Origin of the sequence: Clostridium sp. 2218st1_F5_2218SCRN_220325 (genome assembly GCF_039062665.1) — a bacterium.
Taxonomy (GTDB): domain Bacteria; phylum Bacillota; class Clostridia; order Peptostreptococcales; family Peptostreptococcaceae; genus Intestinibacter.
In genome coordinates this window covers 42,080-64,172 of the sequence record NZ_JBCLNH010000005.1, presented here as the reverse complement: position 1 = coordinate 64,172, position 22,093 = coordinate 42,080, and the positions used below count along the sequence as shown (strand labels likewise).

Sequence of the window (22,093 nt, the reverse complement as noted above, 5' to 3'; positions counted from 1 at the left end):
ATTCAAATCATAAAAGTTTTATAGATAAATTACAACGGATTTATAATAAATATATTTTTTTAATAAAAGAAAATATGAGAGGAGATAACGATGAGTAAGTATATTATGGCACTGGATGCTGGGACAACTAGTAACAGGTGTATATTATTTAATAAAAAAGGTCAAATAATTAGTGTAGCACAAAAGGAATTCACTCAATATTTTCCGAAGCCAGGTTGGGTTGAGCATGATGCAAATGAAATATGGTCATCTCAACTTGGTGTTGCTGTAGAAGCTATGGCAAAAATCGATGCAACTGCAAATGATATAGCTGCTATAGGAATAACTAATCAAAGAGAGACGACAATAGTTTGGGATAAAAATACAGGTGAGCCAATATACAATGCAATAGTATGGCAATGTAGGAGAACTTCTCAATACTGTGATAAATTAAAAGAAAAAGGACTTACAGAGAAATTTAGAGAAAAGACAGGTCTTATAGTAGATGCTTATTTTTCTGGAACAAAATTAAAATGGATATTAGACAATGTAGAAGGTGCTAGAGAAAAGGCAGAAAACGGAGATTTATTATTTGGAACGGTGGAGACTTGGCTAATTTGGAAATTAACTAAAGGCAAAGTACATGTTACAGATTACTCAAATGCATCTAGAACTTTACTTTTTAATATTAAAGAATTAAAATGGGATGACGAAATTTTAGCTGAATTAAATATTCCAAAATGTATATTGCCAGAAGTAAAACAATCTAGTGAAATATATGGATATTGTGATCACTCATTCTTAGGAGGGGAAATCCCAATATCAGGGGCAGCAGGAGACCAACAAGCTGCTTTATTTGGACAAACTTGTTTTAATGCTGGTGAGGCTAAAAATACATTTGGAACAGGTTGCTTTATGCTTATGAATACAGGTGAGACACCAGTTTATTCAGAAAATGGTCTTGTTACAACTATAGCATGGGGACTTGATGGAAAGGTAAACTATGCACTAGAAGGTTCGATATTTGTAGCTGGAGCTGCTATACAATGGCTTAGAGATGAACTTAGAATAATAGAATCAGCAGCAGATTCTGAACATATGGCAAATATGGTGGAGGATACTAATGGATGTTATGTAGTACCTGCATTTACAGGGCTTGGTGCACCACATTGGGATCAATATGCAAGAGGTGCAATAGTAGGTTTAACTCGTGGAGTAAACAAATATCACATAGTTCGTGCAACTTTAGAATCGCTAGCATTCCAAGTAAATGACGTTTTGGAAGCTATGAAAGTCGACTCAAAAATAGAATTAGAATCATTAAAAGTTGACGGAGGAGCAAGCCAAAATAACTTATTAATGCAGATGCAATCAGATATAATAAATGCTCCAGTAAAGCGTCCAAGATGTGTTGAAACTACAGCTATGGGAGCTGCATATCTAGCAGGATTAGCAGTAGGATATTGGAAAAGTAAAGAAGAAGTTATTAAAAACTGGGAGATAGATAAAGTATTTACTCCTCAAATATGTGAAGAAAATAGAACTAAAAAGATAAAGGGCTGGCACAAGGCAGTCGGATGTTCATATGGATGGGCAAAAGAAGACGAAATTTAAGTTTGATATAGATAAATATATAAGTTAAAAATAAGCCTTTATAAATATAAAGGTTGAAAAAGAGTATTGCTAAATATTAACGTATTTAAGATAAAGTTAATATTATAATAGTATAGTAGTTTATATAAAAAATATCCCTATGGAATAAATCCATAGGGTTTTTAAATGAAAGGATTAGTATTATGATATTGCCAAAAAGACTTAAAAAAGGTGATACAATAGGTGTCATCGCTCCTTCAGGGCATTTGCGTGAAGTCAATATTGATGATGTTGAAAAATCATTAATAGAAAGAGGATACAAAGTAAAAATGTATCAAAGTTGTTACTCTGTAGATAGAGGATATCTTTCAGGAAAAGACGATTTAAGAGCAAAGGACTTACAAGATGCATTTGAAGATAAAGATATAGATGCAGTATTTTGTATAAGAGGTGGATATGGGGCAGCGAGATTATTGGATTTAATAGATTTTGATATTATTAAAAACAATCCAAAAATATTTTTAGGATTATCTGATATAACTGCTCTTCATATAGCATTTAATCAAAAATGTGATTTAGTAACTTATCATGGACCAGTAGGTAGACGATTTGTGGATATGGATGAATATACGGAAGAGTCAGTATTTCAAAATTTATCTGCAGACTGCGAGATAAATTTTGAAAATCCAAAAGGCGAAGAAATAATAACTTTATATGATGGAAAATGTCAAGGTGAGATAGTTGGGGGAAATTTAAGCTTGATAAATACATCTCTAGGAACTGAATATGAAATAAATACTAAGGATAAAATATTGTTTATAGAAGAAACTAGCGAATATGTTTACAATGTAGATAAAATGATAAACCACTTACACATGGCAGGTAAATTTGAAGATTGTAAAGGTATTATATTTGGTGATTTTGATAATTGTAGAAAAGTCAGAGATGAAGATTGGTCAGTTGAAGATATAGTAGATGAAATAGCAAAACTATATAAAAAACCAACAATTTATAATTTACAAAGTGGACATTGCCTTCCAGTTGGAACAATTCCAATGGGTGCTATGTGTTATTTAGACGCTACTAATAAAACAGTTAGATTTGATTATTCAAATTGTGAAGATAATAAATAATATAAATATCAACTAAGGAGAAAATATGGAAAAAATCACAACAGTATTATTCGATTTAGATGGAACATTAATCCCCTTCGATCAAAAGGAATTTATAGAATCTTATTTATACCTTATATCCAAAAAATTCGTTCCAATGGGATACGATAAAGATATGCTTATAAAAGCATTGTGGGATGGAACGGGAAATATGATCAAAAATGATGGGAAAGTAATGAATAGAGATATATTTAAATCTACTTTTACAGAGTTGATGGAAAAAGAATACGACGAAATGGAAGGGGATTTCATGGAGTTTTATGAAAAAGAATTTGACGATGTAAAAGAAACTCTACAAGAAGAAGTAGATAGAGCTGAATTTATAAAAACTATAAAAGACAAAGGGTTAAAAGTAGTTTTAGCGACAAATCCAATATTTCCAAAGGCGGCAATAAAAACAAGACTAAATTGGATAGGTCTTAGTGTAGATGATTTTGACTATATTACAACTTTTGAAAATAGTCACTATTGCAAGCCAAATTTAGAATACTATAAAGAAATTTTTAAAAATATAAATTCAAAACCTGAAGAGTCTATAATGGTTGGAAATAATGCATTAGAAGATATGATAGTTAGCAAATTGGGGGTTAGGACTTTCTTGATTACTGATAATCTTGAAAATCCTGAGAAAATAGATATAAATAAATTTGAAAATGGAAACTTTGATGATATAGCAGAAAAAGTTTTAAATATATTGTAGATAAACGCTCTAGCATTTATTTGATAAAATGAAATATAAAAATTTCTAATAAATTATTATATTTTCCACTTTAAAAAATATTATGCAAAAAATATTGACAAAAAATAAAAGTCTATATATAATAATAAATCATAAAGTTAAACAAAATTTAAAAAACAAATTCAACGAAAAAGAGAGTAACATAAATTAATTTTATAGAGAGTTCAGGATGGTGGAAGCTGAGCATTGAGATTTTTGTGAAAAGAGCTTTGGAGAAGACTGCAGGAAATTAGTATGGCAGTCGGTGTTCTCGCCTTAAGAGATTGAGTGGGTAAGTTTTTTCTTACCAATAAGAGTGGTAACGCGGTAATTTCGCCTCTTGGATTTTTTCCAAGGGGCTTTTTTGATTATAAAAGTGTCTATCTTATTGTGAGCAAAAGTTTACCAATAAGAGTGGTACCGCGATAATTCGCCTCTTAGTAGATTTACTAAGAGGCTTTTTTTGTTTCTTAGTAAAGCAAAATAATTATAAAAAAGTGAAAAATCAGAAAAAGGAGAAAAATGATGGAAGTATTACAATCACAAGAAAAAGAAGTTAAACAGAAAAAGAAATTTTCGATGCCAAATACATTAGTAATTATGGCAGTAGTTATTGCATTAGTAGCAGTTGCAACATATTTAATACCAGGAGGAGCATACGATAGAGTTCTTAATGATCAAGGTAGAGAAGTTGTTGTAAGTGGAACTTATAAAGCAATAGCAAGTCAACCACAAAGTTTATTCGATGTATTACAATCACCAATTGAAGGTATAGTTCAAGGTGGAGAAATTATAGCATTCTTATTTATAGTTGGTGGGGCATTTAGTATAGTTTCAAGAACTAAAGCTATAGATTTAGGTATTTTAAAAATAGTAAACGTATTCAAAGGAAAAGAAATTTTAGTTTTACCAATATTAATGTTTATGTTCTCAATCGGTGGAGCGACATTTGGGATGAGTGAAGAAGCAATAGCATTCGTAGCAGTTTTAATGCCATTAGTACTAGCATTAGGATATGATAGTATAGTTGCTGTAGCAATTACATACTTAGCTTGTAACCTTGGATTCTCAGCAGCAATGCTTAATCCATTTACAGTAGGTATAGCACAATCAATAGCAGGGATACAATTATATTCAGGTGTTGAATTCCGTACATTAGTTTGGTTTGTATCAACTCTTGTAGGATGTGGATTCGTTATGTTCTATGCTATGAAAATTAAGAAAAATCCAGAACTTAGTCCAATGTTCGAACATGATCAAGTTAAACGTGAAAAATTAAAAAGTACAGAATCAGAACATACTGAATTTACTTTAAGACATAAAATAATAATAGCTGCATTATTTACATCTATAGCATTAGTAGTATATGGAGTTTTAAAATTAGAATTTTGGATACCACAAATAGCAGCAGTTTTCCTAGGATTAGGTATTATAAGTGGTTTAGTTGGTAAATTAGCACCAAACGAAATAGCAGAAGCATTCACAGATGGAGCAAAAGATATGATAGGAGCAGCTATCATGATAGGTCTTGCAAAATCAGTAATGATAATAGCTCAAAATGCAAATATAATAGATACAATATTATTTAACTTAGCTAATGTTGTTGGTCAATTACCATCATTAATAGCATCATATATAATGTTTGTAATCCAAATGTTCATAAACTTCTTCGTAAGTTCAGGTTCAGGACAAGCAGCACTTACTATGCCAATACTTGCACCACTTGGTGACTTAGTTGGAATATCTCGTCAATTAAGTGTTTTAATATATCAATTAGGAGATGGGTTCTCAAATGCAATGTTCCCAACATCAGGTGTATTAATAGCTTGCTTAGGTATGGCAGGAGTTCCTTATGGAAAATGGTTAAAATGGATATTACCACTTCAAGCAATATTATTTATGACAGCAATAGTATTTATAACAATAGCATCTTTAATAGGATGGGCTTAAGATATATTTAAGGGGGATTAATATGAAAGATATTTTATTACAAGAAGGACAAAAATTACACGCTAAAATGTGTGAAATAAATGATTATATATACGCAAATCCTGAATTAGGGAATGAAGAATTTAAATCATCATCAAAATTGATAGCATTTTTAGAAGAACACAACTTCACTGTTGAAAAAGGTCTTTTAGGAATAGAAACATCATTTAGAGCTATATATGATAGTAAAAAGCCAGGAGCAACTATAGGTTATTTATGCGAATATGATGCTCTTCCTGAAATAGGACATGGTTGTGGTCATAATATGATAGGTGTTATGTCGTCAGCTGCAGGTATAGCTTTAAGTAAAGTTATAGATGAAATTGGAGGAAAAATCATAGTATATGGTACTCCAGCAGAAGAAACAAACGGAGCAAAAGTTGTATTTGCAGAAGAAGGTATATTTGATGAACTTGATGTTGCAATGCTTGTTCATCCAAGTGATGTAAATATGAAAAGTGGAACAACACAAGCACTTTATCCATTAGAATTTAGATACAAAGGAAAAACTGCACATGCTGCAAGTTGTCCACAAAATGGTGTAAATGCGCTTAATAGTGTAATACAATTATTCAACGGTATTGATGCACTTCGTCAACATGTAACTCCAGATGTTAGAATGCACGGAATAATAGTAAAAGGTGGAGTTGCAGCAAATATAGTTCCAGATGAAGCAGTTGCTCAATTCTATTTTAGAGCAGCAACTAAAGAAACTTTAGACGATATTCTTACTAAAGTTAAAAATATAGCTCAAGGTGCAGCACTTATGACAGGTGCAACTTTAGAAATGGAAAGATATGAGTTCCCTAATGATAATTTAGTAACTCATGAAAACTTATCTGAAGCATTTAATCAAAATTTAAGAGAGCTTGGAATAACTGAGATAGCACCTCCAAAATCATCTGGTTCAAGTGACATAGGTAACATAAGTCATAAAGTACCTACAATCCACCCATATATACAAGTATCAGCTTGTCCAGCACCAGGTCACACTGTGGAATTAGCACAGGCGACAGTTTCTGAATTAGGACATGAAAGACTACTTACTGGGGCAATGGCACTTGCTTATACAGGATATGATGTTTTACTTGGAAAAGTTGATTTATCAAGATCGTAATATAGATATTTACAGATTTGGTTTTATATAGAGCCGTGGCAATTATGCCACGGTTTTTTTGCGTTATTTAAAAGATTGAACATATTTAAGTATCAAATAATAAGTTATAGATTAATCAGGTATCAAAGTTACAATGTATAAGTAATTTATTTCCAGTATGAAAAATTCATATTTTACAACTTTGAAACAAGTTATTATCAGAATGTATACCCCTATAGATTATTATAATTACACAAGATAATTTAACACCAAGGAGAGATTGAGATGAGAAGATTTAATTTAAAAAAAATAGCAATAGTTTTAGGTATTAGTGGAGTTGTAATATGGGGTGGAAGTGTAACATTCGCAAAAATGATAGAAAAACACAATATAAAAGTTAATCAAGCCATTGCACAACAAAAAAAAGAACAAGAAGAGGCAGAAGCAAAGAAACCAATAATAGGGGTTAATGAAGAGGGTAAAAAATACACTTATGATGCAAAAAAAGTACAAGAAAAATTAAATAATCATGATTACACAAATGATGGCAAAAAGGTAGTATTTTTAACTTTTGATGATGGGACATCAAAGACAAATACACCGGAAGTATTAAGAATTTTAAAAGAAAACAATATAAAAGCAACATTCTTTTTAACAGGATCTAATATAGAAAATGGGGGAGAAACTGCTAAAGATTTAGTAAGACAAGAATTTAATAGTGGACATGCAATAGCAAATCACTCTTATAGCCATGATTTTAAATTATTATACCCAGGTCGCAATTTAGATATGGAAGCTTTCAAAGCAGATTATGAAAAAAACGATAAATTATTAAAATCTATATTAGGTGAAAACTTTACTACACATGTAATGAGATGCCCAGGTGGATATATGTCATGGAAAAACATGGACCCATTAAAAGATTATTTAAATGAAAATAAAATAGCATCTATAGATTGGAATGCTCTAAATGCTGATGCTGAAGGTCCAAAGAAAAACGCACAACAATTAGTTGATTTTGCTATAAAAACTGCTCAAGGAAAAGAAATGGTAGTACTATTAATGCATGACACATACGGAAAAGAAGAAACAGTTAAAGCTTTACCATCTATAATAAAATATTTTAAAGATAATGGATATGAATTCAGAACTTTAGTATAATATATAATAATTAAAATTAAAGAATAACTGGTGATAAAATGAAGTTTTGGAAAAAGATATTTCTATACTCCTTAATATTGTTCCTGTTGCTATTTAACGGTGGAGGAATAATATTAATAGAGAAAATTCATAGTGAAAATCTGAACAATGCAATAAAATCTTTAATGTATAAATCTTTAAATGTAGAATCAGTTATGTATTTAAATTCAGATTACCTTATGAATATAGATGTAGATAGTGAGTCTAACATAAAAAACTGGATGGATATAATCATCAATGGATATTCACTTAATAATGTAGAACAATACAACACAGAGCTATATTCTATGGGAAACAAGGAAATATCATCTGATTTAAAAAACAAAGTATTGGGGGATAGACAAGAAATTTTACAGGCTAAAAAAGGCCAAAAATATTTTATTATAAGAACTATAAATAATAAAAAGTATGCATTTGTAAGTTCAATTGTAAACTTAGAAAATAGAAATTTTAAATTAATTATATCTAAAAATATACAGCAAGTTTACGAAGAAAGGCTTAATAACTATAAATTTTTTATAATTATTGATTTTATAATACTTACTATACTATCTATAGGTATGTATATAATATCTAAAAAATTGACTAAGCCTTTGGGAACTTTAAGCGATATATCTAAAGATATAGCAAAAGGTAAATATGATATAAGGGTAGTAGAAAGCAAAAAAAATGATGAGATAGGAGTATTAGAGCATAATTTTAATCTTATGATAGACGTTATTGAACACAATATAGATGAATTAAAATATTTAAATGAATCAAAACAAAGATTTATAGACAGTTTAAATCATGAAATAAAAACACCGATTACATCAATTATAGGCTATTCAGAACTTTTATTAAAAGGGAATGTAAGTGAAGAAATTAAAATAAAAGCTTACAAGTATATAAATTCTGAAGCGAAACGACTTGAAACTTTAAACTCTACCTTATTAAAATTAACTTTAATAAGAGAAAGGAAAAAAAGTTTTGGAAAAGTAAATCTTAGAGAAACGTTAAGCAGTGTGGAAAATATACTAAGATATAAGCTTGAGAAAAAAGATATACACTTAAATATAAAAATAGAAGATGTATATATTTTGGCAGACAAAGAACTACTAGAAGTTTTACTTACTAATTTTATAGATAACAGTATAAAAGCTAGCAATGTATCTTCTACTATAAACATAAGTGGAAATTATAAAAATAATAAATATATATTAAAGATTATTGATTATGGAATAGGAATACCAAAAGAAGATTTGGACAAAATACTAGAGCCATTTTATATGGTTGATAAAGCTAGAACAAGAAAGAACAACGGGATAGGATTAGGCCTTTCTATATGTAATGAAATTTGTTGCATGCACAATATTTTACTTAATATAGAAAGTGAGTTAGACATTGGAACAACAGTGATTTTAGAATTTGATAAGGAGAATTATTTTAATGAAATCTAAAATAATAATTCTGGCATTAGTAGTTATTTTAATTGGCTTATTTTCAATGTTTAATATAACAAATTCTTATCCATTTAAAGAAAATGTACTATACAACCAAGATGATATAAGTGGCTATAATGAAACGCAAACTGAAAGTAGTAATTTAGTAAATAGAAATGAAGCTATAAAAATAGCCAAGTACTATATAGGTAATATCCTGGGAAATGATCTGAGTGAAGAAGATAATAAAATGTATGTCAACTTATATAAAAATGATAGACAAGCTGAATCGTACTACTGGAATATAAGCTGGTCTAGTCCAAATTTATCATGTGGTATAGAAATAAACACTATAAATAAACAGATAAATAATATATATGTTAGCAGAGATTTTAATCAAGGAGATAATAAAGTAAATACTACATTACTAAATCAATATGAAGTTTTAGATATTGTAGAAAATTTTGTAGAAGCATTGGGATTTGATTTAAATATTTATAAATTAGATACAAATAATATGAATTATAATATTGACGGAAATCAAATTTGTACTTTTGTCAATAAAAATAATCCAGAAGATAGATTTGAAATAGATATTTCAATTACAGGAAAATTTATCACTAGGTATGTCAGAAATCCATAAAAAGGAGACTTTTTAATGAAAATATTAGTAGTGGAAGATGAAGCACCCATTAGAGATTTAATATCAATAAACTTACAACTAGTTGGCTATGAAGTGTTTTCAGCTGAAGATGGTATCATAGCACAAGAATTTTTAGAAAAACAAAAGGTAGATTTAATTTTATTAGATGTTATGATACCGGGGATAGATGGATTCTCGTTGATTGAAAAAATAAAAAAACATGGTATACCAGTTATATTTGTGACTGCAAAAGAATCAGTATTAGATAGGGTAAAGGGCTTAAGACTAGGAGCCGATGACTACATTATAAAACCATTTGAAACAATAGAGTTATTAGCTAGAATAGAAGTAGTCTTAAGAAGATACAATAAAAATAATAATTATATAAAGTTTAAAAATATAGAAGTAGATACAAAACAAAGAAGTGTTAAATTAAATGATAAAGAAGTGTATCTTACAGTAAAAGAATACGAATTATTAATTTTACTATTGCAAAATAAAAATATGGCTTTATCTAGAGATCAGATATTAGATAGAGTTTGGGGATTTGAATATGGTGGAGAGACACGAACTGTAGATATCCATATTCAACGCATCAGAGAAAAACTCGACTTGAAAAATAATATAAAGACTGTATTTAAAGTAGGTTATAGATTGGAAGAATAATAAAAACTCCTTTATGGCATAAATTGCTATAAAGGAGTTTTTATTATGGGGAAATTATATCATAAGAACTAACAAATAGTTATATATTTTAATATGAGGGGGAGTTTTTATGAAGTGTAAAAAATGTGGGAGTGACGTACCTAGTGATAGTAAATTCTGTAGTGCTTGTGGTGATAACCTACAAAACCAGAATGTAAGTGACTCTGAAACCACTCAAGAAAAAGATACTTTAAATAAACAAAATGAAAATGATTACAATCAAAGCCCCAAAGAAGTTAATAATATAAATGAACAACCTAAAAATAAAAATATATTTAAAATTGTTATAAGTGTTTGTTTAGTAGTAATAACTATAGTAGTTATAATAAGTGCAATTGGTGTTAATTCGGGTATGAGTGAAGAAATTTCAACTGTAAAAAATGGACATTTTTTTGATTATCCTGAAGAAGATGGTTATACAACGATAGGAACTGCATTTGAAAATTATTTCGATAATACTAAGTGGTACTATTTTGTATCAGATGATGGATTTGATGTTGTGGAGTTTGAAGGGACATTTTCATATTATGATAAAGACACAAGTTGCTGTTTACAATTTAAACTATATGATGATAATCACTTTGAGGCATATGCATTAGAATTTAATGGAGTTCCGCAAAGTAAGTTTATGAAAAATACACTTATTGATGAGGTTATGGAAGATGCTCGATATATATATGATTATTAAAAAGTAAGGTGATATTATGAGCGATAATCAAGAAAATAATAACAACGAAAATAATAACAACGAAAATAATAACAACCAAAATAATAATAATCAGAAGAGTAATGTAGCTGGGATAGTTACAGTTTTAGTAGTACTTTTTGTAATTATAGCTATATTCATATTCTTATTTGCAAAATTAATTAATTTTGTAGAAAGTATTATTTTTTCAGATGACTTTAAAGATATGGCGAATAATGCAGTACAACAAATAGAACAAAAAACTTATGATTCACAACTCGAATCTCTAACAGAAGAGTTAGTCGGAGTATTAGAAGATGAGGACACATATGTGCAATATGATATTTATAATGGTGCTATAACTATAGATATATTTAGGCAGGACTTGACTGTGCCAGAAGAGGAACTAGATGCAACTAGATTTGGAATAGAGCTATTTGGTGAAGTTCCAGATACATTATTTAATGAAGTTATAGCTTGGTATCATAGCAGAGGAGAATATCCTTATGTTGTGATTAATATGTGTGATTCACAAGGGCATATATTGTATAAAGTTGAGGGAGATACACAAGTAGAAGTAAACTATTAAAAACTTATATTAAAGATATAAATTAGGTAAATTAAGATAAAAAATCAGATAGATATCTATCTGATTTTTTGTTTAAGTTATAATTAAAATTTGGTCAACGCTCAAAGCGTTTATTAAGGAAAGCAACTGTTATAGGTAGTATTATTACCATATGAAATAAAAATATACATATTTATTTTTATTTTGATAAAACATATAAAGCTAGTTTATGAATAAGTATTTATGCAGATTTGAAATGTTTATAGTATAATGATAACAAAATAATGATTATAAAATTTTAAAATAGATTAAAAATAAGGAGAATAAAATGAATATACTTATATCAAATGATGATGGAATAAATGCAGAAGGAATAAAAATCTTAGCAGAAGAAATATCAAAAATAGCAAATACATACGTAGTTGCACCGGATAGTCCGAGAAGTGCAAGTGGACACGCAATAACTCTTCACAAACCGATTTTAATAAATGATGAATTTATAGCAGAAAATGTTGAATCTTATTCAACATCAGGAACACCAGCGGATTGTGTAAAAGTAGGGATTGAATCGATATTAAGAGATATAGAGATAGATTTAGTTTTAAGTGGGATAAATAATGGATCTAATTTAGGAACTGATGTTATATATTCTGGAACTGTTGCTGCAGCGATTGAAGGTCTTATTGAAGGAAAGCCATCTATTGCGCTTTCTTGTGATTCATCAAGAGTTACAACTGAAGAATATAGAGAAGCAGCACAATATACAGCAAAATTAGTTCAAAAACTAGAAGGAAATTTAGATAAATTAAGTGGGAATATATTAAATGTCAATTTCCCAAAAGGAGACAAAAAAGGAGTAAGAATAACTAAGTTAGGTAAACGTATATACAATAATGTAATGGACGATAGAGAAAGTATAAGAGGCCAAAGATATGTATGGATGGGTGGAGATTTAGCGAGTGTAGAACAAGACAAAGATAGCGATATATTTGCAGTTGAAAATGGATATATATCAATAACTCCAGTCCATATAAATATGACAGAGACAAACAGAATAAATGAGCTTAAAGCGTTGGGAATAGAACAATAATATTTAAAATATAATAAAAATATAATTTATAAAATTATACTATAATCATAATATAATAATATAAAAAAGTGTCATATAGAAATTATATAATTAATAAAAAGCCAGAGATTTTATAATCTCTGGCTTTTTATATTTTAAGAATTGTATATTATATTAATAAGTTATTTAAAAAAATTACTTATTAGGATTGTATTTAGCTTTTGAAATTAGCTGTGTCATAGTACCCATAGGACAATATACACACCACGATCTAGGTTTAAATAAAAGCATTGTTATAAGACCTAATATAGTCGAAGTCAGCATCATGCTATAAAATCCAAATGCAAATTGATAAATCCATGGTGATGCTATGCTAGTATTGGCAACTTTCCAAGGGAGTTTAAATGTCCAAAGCAAAGTAAGCACTTCTTTTAAATTGCTTGCATTGGCAAATACTAAATAAGTATTAAATAACATAATTGCAAACATTGTTAAAAAGAAAGTCAAAAATCCATATCTAAAATACTTGCTTTTTAAGAATTTAGGCATGTTTTTATTTCTAGATAGTTTTAATTTACTTCCAAATAAATTAAATAGTTGACCTCTACCACAATATGTATTGCAATATGATTTTCCACCTCCTAATAATGATATTATTATTGGAGTTAAGAAACATAGTAATCCAAGCCATGCAAATAGTATATTAAAAAATCCTAAGCTAAAATAAGTTATACTTAAAATCCACATATAATCTAAAGCTGATTTTTTATTTTTCATACTATACCGCCACCTCTCTTTTTTCAATACTTATAATAGATGCAGGACATATAGCTGCGCATCTGCCACAGCCGACGCATTTATCATAATTTATCTGTGCAAAAACACCTTGTTCTATGTGTATTATTTGAAGTGGGCATGACCTTAGACAAGTACCACAAGCCACACAAGAACTTTTATCTACTATAGCTTTTTTCTTAATCTTTTTCATTTTATTCCTCCTAATTTATATATTGTAAATACAATTATAAGGATTTTTAATAAAAGTTAAGTGATTAAGTCACAAAGAGAGGATGTAGTCATTATAACTTTAGAAAATATGTTAACATAACTCTTTTAGTTTTTTTATATCTAAAATTTTGATACAACCTCGACTAACTTTAACTAAATTATCTTTTTCAAATCGTTTTAACATTCTGCTTATAACTTCGCGTGATGAACCTAAATCATTTGCAATAATTTCATGGGTTATAGATATTTTATCTGAATTTTTAAGATAATATTGATTTATCAAATAATCAGAAAGTCTATAATCTAAATTGAAAAATACAACTTGTTCTAATACCCACAAAACTTCCGAAAGTTTGCTTTGGGTTATTTCTAATATAAACTTTTGAGCAGATATATTTTGGTTTATCAATTCTTTAAAAAAGTTTCCATCTATAATTATAATATGAGAGTTTTCAACAGCATTTTTTTTTAGATAAAAGAGATGTCTATATAATTTATTTAAATAGTGGAATTTCAAAGAAAATAGATAGAGTATGATCAGTTTTATTTAGATAAGCGCCGACATTACCATCCATTTGTTTGACCAAAAACTCCACAATCGAAAGCCCTAATCCTGTTGATTTATTTCTAGTTGAGTCAGATGTATAAAATCTGTGAAATAGTTTATCTACATTTATATTGGTATCTTGATTTATCGGATTAGTGAAAGTGATTTTTGCATTTTGTAAAAATTCTATTTTTATGTCTATATCTCCAAGTGAGTGTTTTGCACAGTTATTTAATAAATTTTCAATTATGCGTATTAACATATTTTTATCACCAAGTACAAAAACAGGAGGAGTCTCTTTAATATTTACATTTAAATTTTTTTCTTCAAATATAGCTATATAAGATAATACACATTCTACAATTAAATTATTTATATTGATTTTTTCTAAATTAGGCTCGGTTTTAGCAGTGACTAGATAAGAATATTCAAAGAAGTTTTCTATTAATAAACCTAATTCATCTGTAGATTTTTGTGCAGTTTTAAGGAGTTGAACTTGGTGTTTATCTAAGGGTGTTTTCTCCAAAAGTTGTTGATATCCCTTAATTGATGTGAGTGGAGTTCTAAGGTCATGAGATATATTTGATATTAATTCTTTAAATTGTTTTTGATCATTTATACTTTCAAGACGGCGTTTTTCTTCTAATTTTAAACAGCGATTAATATTTTTAGATAAATTAGTTATAGTTTTATTGAAAAGTTCAATATTAAGGGGTTGGCGTGTATTTTCAATAAGTCTTTTATCTAGTTGTTTACTAATTGATTTTAATTGTTTTAGTATAAATATAATATATAAAAATAAAATCAATACAGATATACTTAGTAAAACAACAGCAATAATCATTTTTTCAACCCCTTCATCTTTTAAAATTTAATATAACTAATTTAAATTATATTATAAATCAAGAGTAATTACGTTTATAAAATTAATAATTATTTTATTTCAGCTCTTTTAAATGAAATATAAGATAAAATTAATATAATAGCCATAAAAATTAAACTAATACTTATAAAATTTGAATATACAGATAAACTTGCATCAAGTGTTAATTTTGAATAATCTACACCGTATGGAGTTAACTTAAATAAATCAGAGAGCTTATCAATATTTACTATTTGTGCAATTGAGGCGTTTAAAACATAACCTAAACTTATTACAATTACAGGTCTTTTAAATAAAAAAGCAAGTAAAATCGATATACTGATTTGAGATGCATATACAATAGTCATAGTAATATATATTAAAAATATCTTTAAAAATACAGCAGAGTCAAATGTAACACCAGACTCATTTTTTATTATATTTTGGAATACTGATGGTAAAAATGATTCAAATGTATTATTAGAGCAAACTCCAACTATAGTTATTACCATATATGGAAGTAGAAAAATTAATATTGATATATAATAAGATATAGTTTTACAAATTAATATAGAAGCTCGACTATGACCAGTTGAGATAGAGTCTTGGATGGTTTTATTATCAAAGTCATTACAAATAAATATAGATATAAAGATTACACTCACTAATGAAATCATTTGAAAATCAGTAACAAAAGATCCAAAACCAACAATATCACTTCCTAAATTTCCTTTGCTTAATTCTTTACAAACTTCATACATAATAAATGCACTGATACAACATAATAGAAATAATATTTTTATTGAATTACTTTTTCTCATTTTAAACAAATCAGCTCTAATTAAATTAATCATTATCAACACCACCTACTAAAGATACAAAATAATCTTCAAGAGTTCCACCTTCATTTGATAGATTAGTTACAACGATATTATTATCAAATAAAGTCTTTCCAACAAATTCTTTGTCATCAATATAGTCAAAAAGTTGAACAGAGTAGTCGGGCATAACCTTGAAATTAGTAGTATTTAATTTTCTCTCTATTACATTTACTAATTTATAAACATCTGTAGATTTTATCAAAAGATAGTGTCTGCAGTATTCGTCTAATTCTTCTAATGAAAGTGTCTGTATTATTTCACCTTTATTTATAAATATATAATCTGTCGCCAATTGATACATTTCAGGCAAGTTGTGACTAGAGATTAAAATAGTCATATTTTGTTCAGTGCATAGTTTTGTAAGAAGTTTTCGTATCTCGACAACTCCAAGTGGATCTAAGCCATTTATCGGTTCATCTAATATCAAAAATTCAGGACTATTAATTAGGGTAATCGCAATTCCGAGGCGTTGTTTCATACCTAAAGAAAAGTTTTTTACTTTCTTTTTACCTGTATTATTTATATCTAAAAGACTAAGAAGTTCATCTTCTATTTTTTCATCTGGAATACCTCTAATAATTCTGTGTAGTTTCATATTTTCTTTTGCAGTCATAGATAAGTTGATGCTTGGCGATTCAATCATGCAACCTATGCGCTTTCTTTCAAGCTGAATTTCACTTTCTTTTGTATGGCCAAATAACTCAATGTGACCTTCATCAGGGTAGCTAAGCCCTGCAATAAGTTTCATAAATGTGCTTTTTCCAGCACCATTTCTGCCTATAAGTCCATATATTTTACCAGCCTCTAATGATAACGATACATTGTTTATAGCTTTATAATTCTTATATTTTTTAGTAAGGTTTGATGTTTTCAAAATATATTCACTCATATTTATCCCTCCTTAAGATTTAAAATATATAAATAGATTTATAAATATTTTAGATTTACACTTTAAGTATATATAGTAAAGGTTTAGAAAGAGATAAGGTGAAAAAATAATTGTAAAGATTTAGATAAGTTATTTTTTGAAAAGTCGGTATCCTAATCCCCACACAGTTTCTATATAATTTTCATTTTTATTGAATTTTTTTAATTTACTTCGAATGTTGCTTATATGTGTTTTTATTACATTGTCATCACCGATGTATTCTTCATGCCAAATCGATTCATATAAATTAGCCTTGCTAAATACTTTATTTTGATTTTTTAGTAATAGTTCTAAAATCATGTATTCCTTCGCTGTTAAATCAAGTAAATTATCTTTAATCTTAACTTCTTTAGTATTTTCATCTAGCGAGATATCTTTATATGTAAATAGAGAAGTTTGGAAAGCAGATATAGAATATCTTCTTAAATTTGACTCGATTCTTGCAATGACTTCACCTAAATCAAATGGTTTTGTTATATAATCGTCAGCACCAAGTTTTAATAAATCTATTTTTGTGCTTATCATATCTTTTGCTGAAATAATTATTATTGGAATTGATGAAAATTGGCGAACTTCTTTTAAAATTTGGTCACCACTTTTATATGGCAACATAATGTCCAAGAGCACGAGGTCGTAGGAATTTGTCTTAATTTCGTTTAGACCATCAATACCAGTGAATGAAGATTTCACATTGTAGCCAGCGTTTTTTATAGCTTTTGAAAGCATTAGATTTACATCTTCATTGTCTTCTATAATTAATATATTTTCCATATATACCTCCTTATCAAATTAGATTACAAACTTACAGTAGTGTATATAGATTTTATATATTTGTATTTAAGTTGAGTATATATTAAAAGTTTCTCAAAGACAATAAAGCTAGGTATAATACAATTTAAAATTTTTAAAAAGAAAAGTGTTGACGAATATAAATATATTTGATATGATAATTGAGATATAAATACCACTTAGGAAATTATGTCATTAGAGATAAAATTAATTAAATAGAATATTACAAGACAGATTACATATATAGATCCATAATAAGGATGGACGTTTCTACAGGCTGCCGTAAATAGCTAACTATACGTAATTCATTTAGAATTACTATAGCTATTTGCGGCAGTTTTTTGTGTAATTGAGGAGGAGAATATGAAATTAATAAAAGGGAGTTTTATTTACTCAATAGATAAAGATAATATCGAAATTAAAGAGAATCAATATCTTTTAATTAGAGATGGAAAATCGGAAGAATTTTATAAAGAAATTCCAAGTAGGCTGAAAAATATCCAGATTGAAGATTATGGAGATAATATAATAATCCCAGGATTAATTGATTTACATATACATGCTCCGCAATATGCATTCAGAGGAATGGGAATGGATATGCAGCTTTTAGATTGGTTAAATACTTATGCTTTCAAAGAAGAAGGAAAGTATAGAGATTTAGAATATGCAAAAAAACAATATTCTAAATTTGTAAGTGATGTGAAAAACAGCGCTACAACTAGACTATCTATATTTGCAACTTTACACAAAGATGCGACAATTATGCTTATGGACATGTTAGAAGAAGCTGGTATAAAGGCATATGTAGGGAAGGTTAATATGGATAGAAATTCACCAGAATTTCTAACAGAGGATACTCTAAAATCTAAAGAAGATACAATAGAGTGGTTAGAAGATACAAAAGATAGATATAAAAATATAAAACCAATATTAACACCAAGATTTATACCGAGTTGTACTGATAACTTAATGGAAGAAATAAAACAAATTAATAATATATATAACATACCAGTTCAATCACATTTATCAGAAAATAAATCTGAGATTGAGTGGGTAGCAGAATTACACCCAGATACAAAAAACTATGCAGAGGCATATGATAAATATAATTTATTTGGGAAAAATAATAAAACTATAATGGCACATTGTGTTCACTGTCCAGATGATGAGCTTGAATTAATAAAACAAAACAATGTAGTAGTAGCTCATTGTCCACAATCAAATGCAAACTTAACAAGTGGAATAGCTCCAATTAAAAATATGTTAAGTATGGGAATCAATGTTGGACTTGGAAGTGATATAGCAGCAGGCTCAAGTTTATCTATATTTAGAGCGATGAGCGATGCAGTGCAAGTTTCAAAATTAAGAGAATCCTTAACTGGTCAAAAAAATCAAACATTAACTTTAACAGAAGTTTTCTACCTTGGAACTAAAGGTGGAGGTAAATTCTTTGGAGATGTTGGTAGCTTTGAAAAAGGATACGAATTTGATGCTGTAGTTTTAAATGACAAATCATTCGGTGACAATAGCGATTTTACTCTAAAAGAAAGATTAGAGAGAATAATCTATCTAAGTGACGATAGAAATATAGTAGCTAAGTATGTTGCTGGAAACAAAATAATTTAGTTTAATTGTATAATATTTGAAATATATCCAAAAAAATACTCCTAGAAATCATTTTATGATCTAGGAGTATTTTTTTATTCTAAGGGAATTATTAACTTAAGCAACGGACGAAGTCGTTGGCGCTATGAATGTAGTGAATTTTTTATAGTTCTAATTTCATATAAATGCTAGTATCAAGAGGGCTATTTACATAGGAATCAGTTTTATAAAATCCGAGTTTAGTGTATAGGTGTATGGCGCTTTCTAAGAATGGAAGTGTATCTAAATACATATTTTTATATCCGATAGATTTGGCATCATCTATTACCTTTTGGACTAATATTTCGCCTAATTTATGTCCACGAAACTTTGGTCTTACAAATAATCTTTTTAATTCGCAATTTGTATTAGATAATTTTCTAATACAGACACACCCAGCAGGACTACCATCGACATAAGCTATATATAATCTACCTTCAGGCATTCCATATTTATTCTCTAGATGTGATAATTCATAATCGTAGTCTTGAAGTTTGAGATATTTTGCCATACCAGGCTCATTTTCAATTAACATATTTGTGTATTCTGAAAATAATTTTTTTATTTCATCTTTTTCATTATAGCCAACTTTTATTTCTAAAGACATCAAATCACCCCTAATTTTAAAAATAGATTATATTTATATTTTAGTATAATAATTTAAAATTTTGATTATACTTTACAAAATTTATTTGTATAAATTAAGAAATATAAACAATTCTTAAACTTTGTTTTCAAAATTATAATTTGATAACTGAGGTGTTATAATAAACATATATAAATTGTTTGTATATAAATGGATATAAAATATTTAATATTAATTTTAATTTAAAATTTAGAATAACGAGAAAGGTGGCTACTCATGAATAAGAAATTATTAATAGGAATAATAATGCTATGTTCAATAATTTTTACGGGTTGTGTTGATGCAGATGTTACTGTTGATATAGATAAAGATGCAACAGGAAAGGCAATAGTCCAAGTAGTTGGGCCAGGAGCTATATTTAACAACATCTCAGAAGATACTATAAAGGATTGGGCAACTTCATATGAAAAGGTCGAAAAGATAAGTGAATCAGATAAATCAGGATATAGATTTACGACGAGAAAAGGGCCAATAGAAGATGTAATAAAAGAAGTAACAAATTTAAGCGATACAATAGACGTAAATGGAGATACAAACTCAGCTAAAAAAGATGATTCAGTCAGTTGTTTTGCTGAACAAATTTATGAAAAATATGTAGATATAAAAGAAAATAAAGGCTTATTTTCAAATACTTATGATATAAATTTAAATATAAAAGATGCGATAAATGGCGAGATGTCTCGCGAAGGACAGGCAATAGTTAATTTTCTTGGACGTTCATCTACTATAGGCTTACATATAAAATCTCCTATAAAAGCTGAGCAAAGTAATGCAACTAGCCAAGCAAAAGAAGATGGTAAATACGTATACAACTGGGATTACACAGTTTCAAATGTTCAAAATATAAATTTCTCTGCCAAAATACCTAATATAAGAAATATAATAATAGCGATAGTATGTATATTGGCTGTATTAATAGCAATAATAGCTATGATAATTAGAAGAAGAAAATAAAGTTAATTACTAAAAACTATATTATAAGAAAAATTTTAAATTTATGTATTGACTCTAACACTGTGACAGGCTCTACAATATAAATAAGCTCAAAGAAACATGCATGTAAAAGGAGTGATTGAATGTTTAAAATAGGTGAGTTTTCAAAGCTTTCACAGGTTAGCATAAGAATGCTTAGACATTACGACAAAATTGATTTATTAGTCCCGAAAAAGACAGATAAATTTACAGGATATAGATATTATTCAGCATCACAACTTATTGTAATAAATAGGATTCAAGAATTAAAAAAGATGGGATTCAGTCTAAATGAGATAAAAGACATCTTAAAAGATTACAAGGATGATGATAGCTTTAAAAATGCGTTAAAAGCTAGAAAATCTGAAATAGAATCAGGTATAAAAGAAATGCAAAACCAAGTATTGCTTATTGAAAACTTCGTAAAGAGATTAGAGGAGGTTTCAATTATGAAATACAACGTAAATATAAAAGAAATGCCAGAAAGAAAGGTTGCTAGTTTAAGAAAAGTTATAGGAAGTTATCCACAAGAAGGAGAACTTTGGAATCAAATCAGAAGTGAAATAGCACCACAAAATCCTAAATTTTCAAATCCAGCTTATAGAGTAGCTATTTATAGAGATGAAGAATACAAAGAAGAAAATCCAGATATAGAAATCCAAATAGCTGTTGATGGAGATTATAAAGATACACAAAACGTAAAATTTATCGATATAGCTCCAATGAAAGTTGCATCAGTAATGATGAAGGGTGGATATGAACAAATAGGTAATGTAAATGAAGCTATAGTAAATTGGGTTCAAGATAATAATTATGAATTTGATGGCGATATGTTTAGTATATACCATGTCGGACCAGCAGAAACAAAAAATCAAGATGAACTTGTTACTGAAATATGTTTTCCAATTAAAAAGAAATAGACAAATTTTTTAATTATATCAAAACTTTTAAATAAAAATAAATTAAAATCTAAAACAC

General features: G+C 28.2%; 23 protein-coding genes, 1 riboswitch and 1 other annotated feature. Of the genes, 15 read left to right on the top strand and 8 right to left on the bottom strand.

The annotated features are described in order from the left end of the window. Positions 1-90 precede the first annotated feature (90 nt). From glpK to surE, 12 genes are all read left to right on the top strand, one after another. Positions 91-1,593, top strand: a complete 1,503-nt coding sequence (gene glpK / locus ABCM86_RS04600) for a glycerol kinase GlpK (protein ID WP_195930723.1) — start codon at positions 91-93, stop codon at positions 1,591-1,593. A 182-nt stretch (positions 1,594-1,775) separates the two neighbouring features. After that, positions 1,776-2,705 (top strand): LD-carboxypeptidase, encoded by a 930-nt coding sequence (locus ABCM86_RS04595; protein ID WP_295675047.1) that lies wholly within the window; start codon positions 1,776-1,778, stop codon positions 2,703-2,705. A 25-nt stretch (positions 2,706-2,730) separates the two neighbouring features. Next, positions 2,731-3,444, top strand: coding sequence for an HAD family hydrolase (locus ABCM86_RS04590; RefSeq protein WP_295575365.1), 714 nt, complete (start codon positions 2,731-2,733; stop codon positions 3,442-3,444). 155 nt (positions 3,445-3,599) lie between these two features. Continuing rightward, positions 3,600-3,806, top strand: a binding site (T-box leader). A gap of 181 nt (positions 3,807-3,987) precedes the next feature. Continuing rightward, entirely contained in the window at positions 3,988-5,412 is a 1,425-nt protein-coding gene (locus tag ABCM86_RS04585) for a Na+/H+ antiporter NhaC family protein (RefSeq protein ID WP_022072021.1), read from the top strand. Positions 5,413-5,434: 22 nt separating this feature from the next. After that, positions 5,435-6,568, top strand: a complete 1,134-nt coding sequence (locus tag ABCM86_RS04580) for a M20 family metallopeptidase (RefSeq protein ID WP_343003580.1) — start codon at positions 5,435-5,437, stop codon at positions 6,566-6,568. 264 nt (positions 6,569-6,832) lie between these two features. Then, the gene (locus tag ABCM86_RS04575; protein ID WP_295735015.1) at positions 6,833-7,708 is read left to right on the top strand and encodes a polysaccharide deacetylase family protein; all 876 of its coding nucleotides are present in this window, start codon (positions 6,833-6,835) and stop codon (positions 7,706-7,708) included. 194 nt (positions 7,709-7,902) lie between these two features. After that, positions 7,903-9,186: a HAMP domain-containing sensor histidine kinase gene (locus tag ABCM86_RS04570; RefSeq protein ID WP_343003579.1), complete on the top strand. Its 1,284-nt coding sequence runs from the start codon at positions 7,903-7,905 to the stop codon at positions 9,184-9,186. Beyond that, positions 9,176-9,811 (top strand): hypothetical protein, encoded by a 636-nt coding sequence (locus tag ABCM86_RS04565; RefSeq protein WP_343003578.1) that lies wholly within the window; start codon positions 9,176-9,178, stop codon positions 9,809-9,811. Before ABCM86_RS04570 ends, ABCM86_RS04565 begins: the two co-directional genes overlap by 11 nt. 15 nt (positions 9,812-9,826) lie before the next feature. Next, positions 9,827-10,477 (top strand): response regulator transcription factor, encoded by a 651-nt coding sequence (locus ABCM86_RS04560; protein ID WP_195931298.1) that lies wholly within the window; start codon positions 9,827-9,829, stop codon positions 10,475-10,477. 109 nt (positions 10,478-10,586) lie between these two features. Further along, on the top strand, positions 10,587-11,204 hold the full coding sequence (locus ABCM86_RS04555; RefSeq protein ID WP_195931299.1) for a zinc ribbon domain-containing protein: 618 nt from the start codon (positions 10,587-10,589) through the stop codon (positions 11,202-11,204). Positions 11,205-11,220: 16 nt separating this feature from the next. Then, positions 11,221-11,790, top strand: a complete 570-nt coding sequence (locus ABCM86_RS04550) for a hypothetical protein (RefSeq protein WP_343003577.1) — start codon at positions 11,221-11,223, stop codon at positions 11,788-11,790. A gap of 307 nt (positions 11,791-12,097) precedes the next feature. Further along, on the top strand, positions 12,098-12,859 hold the full coding sequence (gene surE / locus ABCM86_RS04545; RefSeq protein ID WP_343003576.1) for a 5'/3'-nucleotidase SurE: 762 nt from the start codon (positions 12,098-12,100) through the stop codon (positions 12,857-12,859). Between the two features lie 174 nt (positions 12,860-13,033). On the opposite strand, the gene ABCM86_RS04540 is transcribed toward surE, so the two are convergent. The 7 genes from ABCM86_RS04540 to ABCM86_RS04510 all read right to left on the bottom strand — a co-directional run bounded on the left by ABCM86_RS04540 (position 13,034) and on the right by ABCM86_RS04510 (position 17,835). Beyond that, the gene (locus ABCM86_RS04540; protein ID WP_195931036.1) at positions 13,034-13,615 is read right to left on the bottom strand and encodes a 4Fe-4S binding protein; all 582 of its coding nucleotides are present in this window, start codon (positions 13,613-13,615) and stop codon (positions 13,034-13,036) included. Position 13,616: 1 nt separating this feature from the next. Continuing rightward, positions 13,617-13,826: a 4Fe-4S dicluster domain-containing protein gene (locus ABCM86_RS04535; RefSeq protein WP_343003575.1), complete on the bottom strand. Its 210-nt coding sequence runs from the start codon at positions 13,824-13,826 to the stop codon at positions 13,617-13,619. Between the two features lie 111 nt (positions 13,827-13,937). Beyond that, positions 13,938-14,255 (bottom strand): helix-turn-helix domain-containing protein, encoded by a 318-nt coding sequence (locus ABCM86_RS04530; RefSeq protein ID WP_243269600.1) that lies wholly within the window; start codon positions 14,253-14,255, stop codon positions 13,938-13,940. An 85-nt stretch (positions 14,256-14,340) separates the two neighbouring features. Then, a complete protein-coding gene (locus tag ABCM86_RS04525) occupies positions 14,341-15,237 on the bottom strand; it encodes a HAMP domain-containing sensor histidine kinase (protein ID WP_343003574.1) in 897 nt (298 codons plus the stop codon). An 89-nt stretch (positions 15,238-15,326) separates the two neighbouring features. Continuing rightward, a complete protein-coding gene (locus tag ABCM86_RS04520; protein ID WP_295675070.1) occupies positions 15,327-16,109 on the bottom strand; it encodes a hypothetical protein in 783 nt (260 codons plus the stop codon). After that, positions 16,102-17,025, bottom strand: coding sequence for an ABC transporter ATP-binding protein (locus ABCM86_RS04515; protein WP_295675072.1), 924 nt, complete (start codon positions 17,023-17,025; stop codon positions 16,102-16,104). Before ABCM86_RS04515 ends, ABCM86_RS04520 begins: the two co-directional genes overlap by 8 nt. A gap of 129 nt (positions 17,026-17,154) precedes the next feature. Further along, the gene (locus ABCM86_RS04510; protein WP_343003573.1) at positions 17,155-17,835 is read right to left on the bottom strand and encodes a response regulator transcription factor; all 681 of its coding nucleotides are present in this window, start codon (positions 17,833-17,835) and stop codon (positions 17,155-17,157) included. 237 nt (positions 17,836-18,072) lie between these two features. Next, positions 18,073-18,170, top strand: a riboswitch (purine riboswitch). A gap of 46 nt (positions 18,171-18,216) precedes the next feature. On the opposite strand from ABCM86_RS04510, the gene ABCM86_RS04505 reads away from it, so the two are divergent. Continuing rightward, positions 18,217-19,479, top strand: a complete 1,263-nt coding sequence (locus tag ABCM86_RS04505) for an amidohydrolase family protein (protein ID WP_195931030.1) — start codon at positions 18,217-18,219, stop codon at positions 19,477-19,479. 142 nt (positions 19,480-19,621) lie between these two features. On the opposite strand, the gene ABCM86_RS04500 is transcribed toward ABCM86_RS04505, so the two are convergent. Continuing rightward, positions 19,622-20,104 carry a GNAT family N-acetyltransferase gene (locus tag ABCM86_RS04500; protein ID WP_195931029.1) on the bottom strand — a complete coding sequence of 161 codons (483 nt, stop codon included), beginning with the start codon at positions 20,102-20,104 and terminating at the stop codon, positions 19,622-19,624. Positions 20,105-20,359: 255 nt separating this feature from the next. Here ABCM86_RS04500 and ABCM86_RS04495 point away from each other — a divergent pair, with 255 nt between their 5' ends. Next, positions 20,360-21,097 (top strand): hypothetical protein, encoded by a 738-nt coding sequence (locus ABCM86_RS04495; RefSeq protein ID WP_295675079.1) that lies wholly within the window; start codon positions 20,360-20,362, stop codon positions 21,095-21,097. Positions 21,098-21,219: 122 nt separating this feature from the next. Further along, on the top strand, positions 21,220-22,035 hold the full coding sequence (locus tag ABCM86_RS04490) for a MerR family transcriptional regulator (protein WP_295675081.1): 816 nt from the start codon (positions 21,220-21,222) through the stop codon (positions 22,033-22,035). Positions 22,036-22,093: the final 58 nt, after the last annotated feature.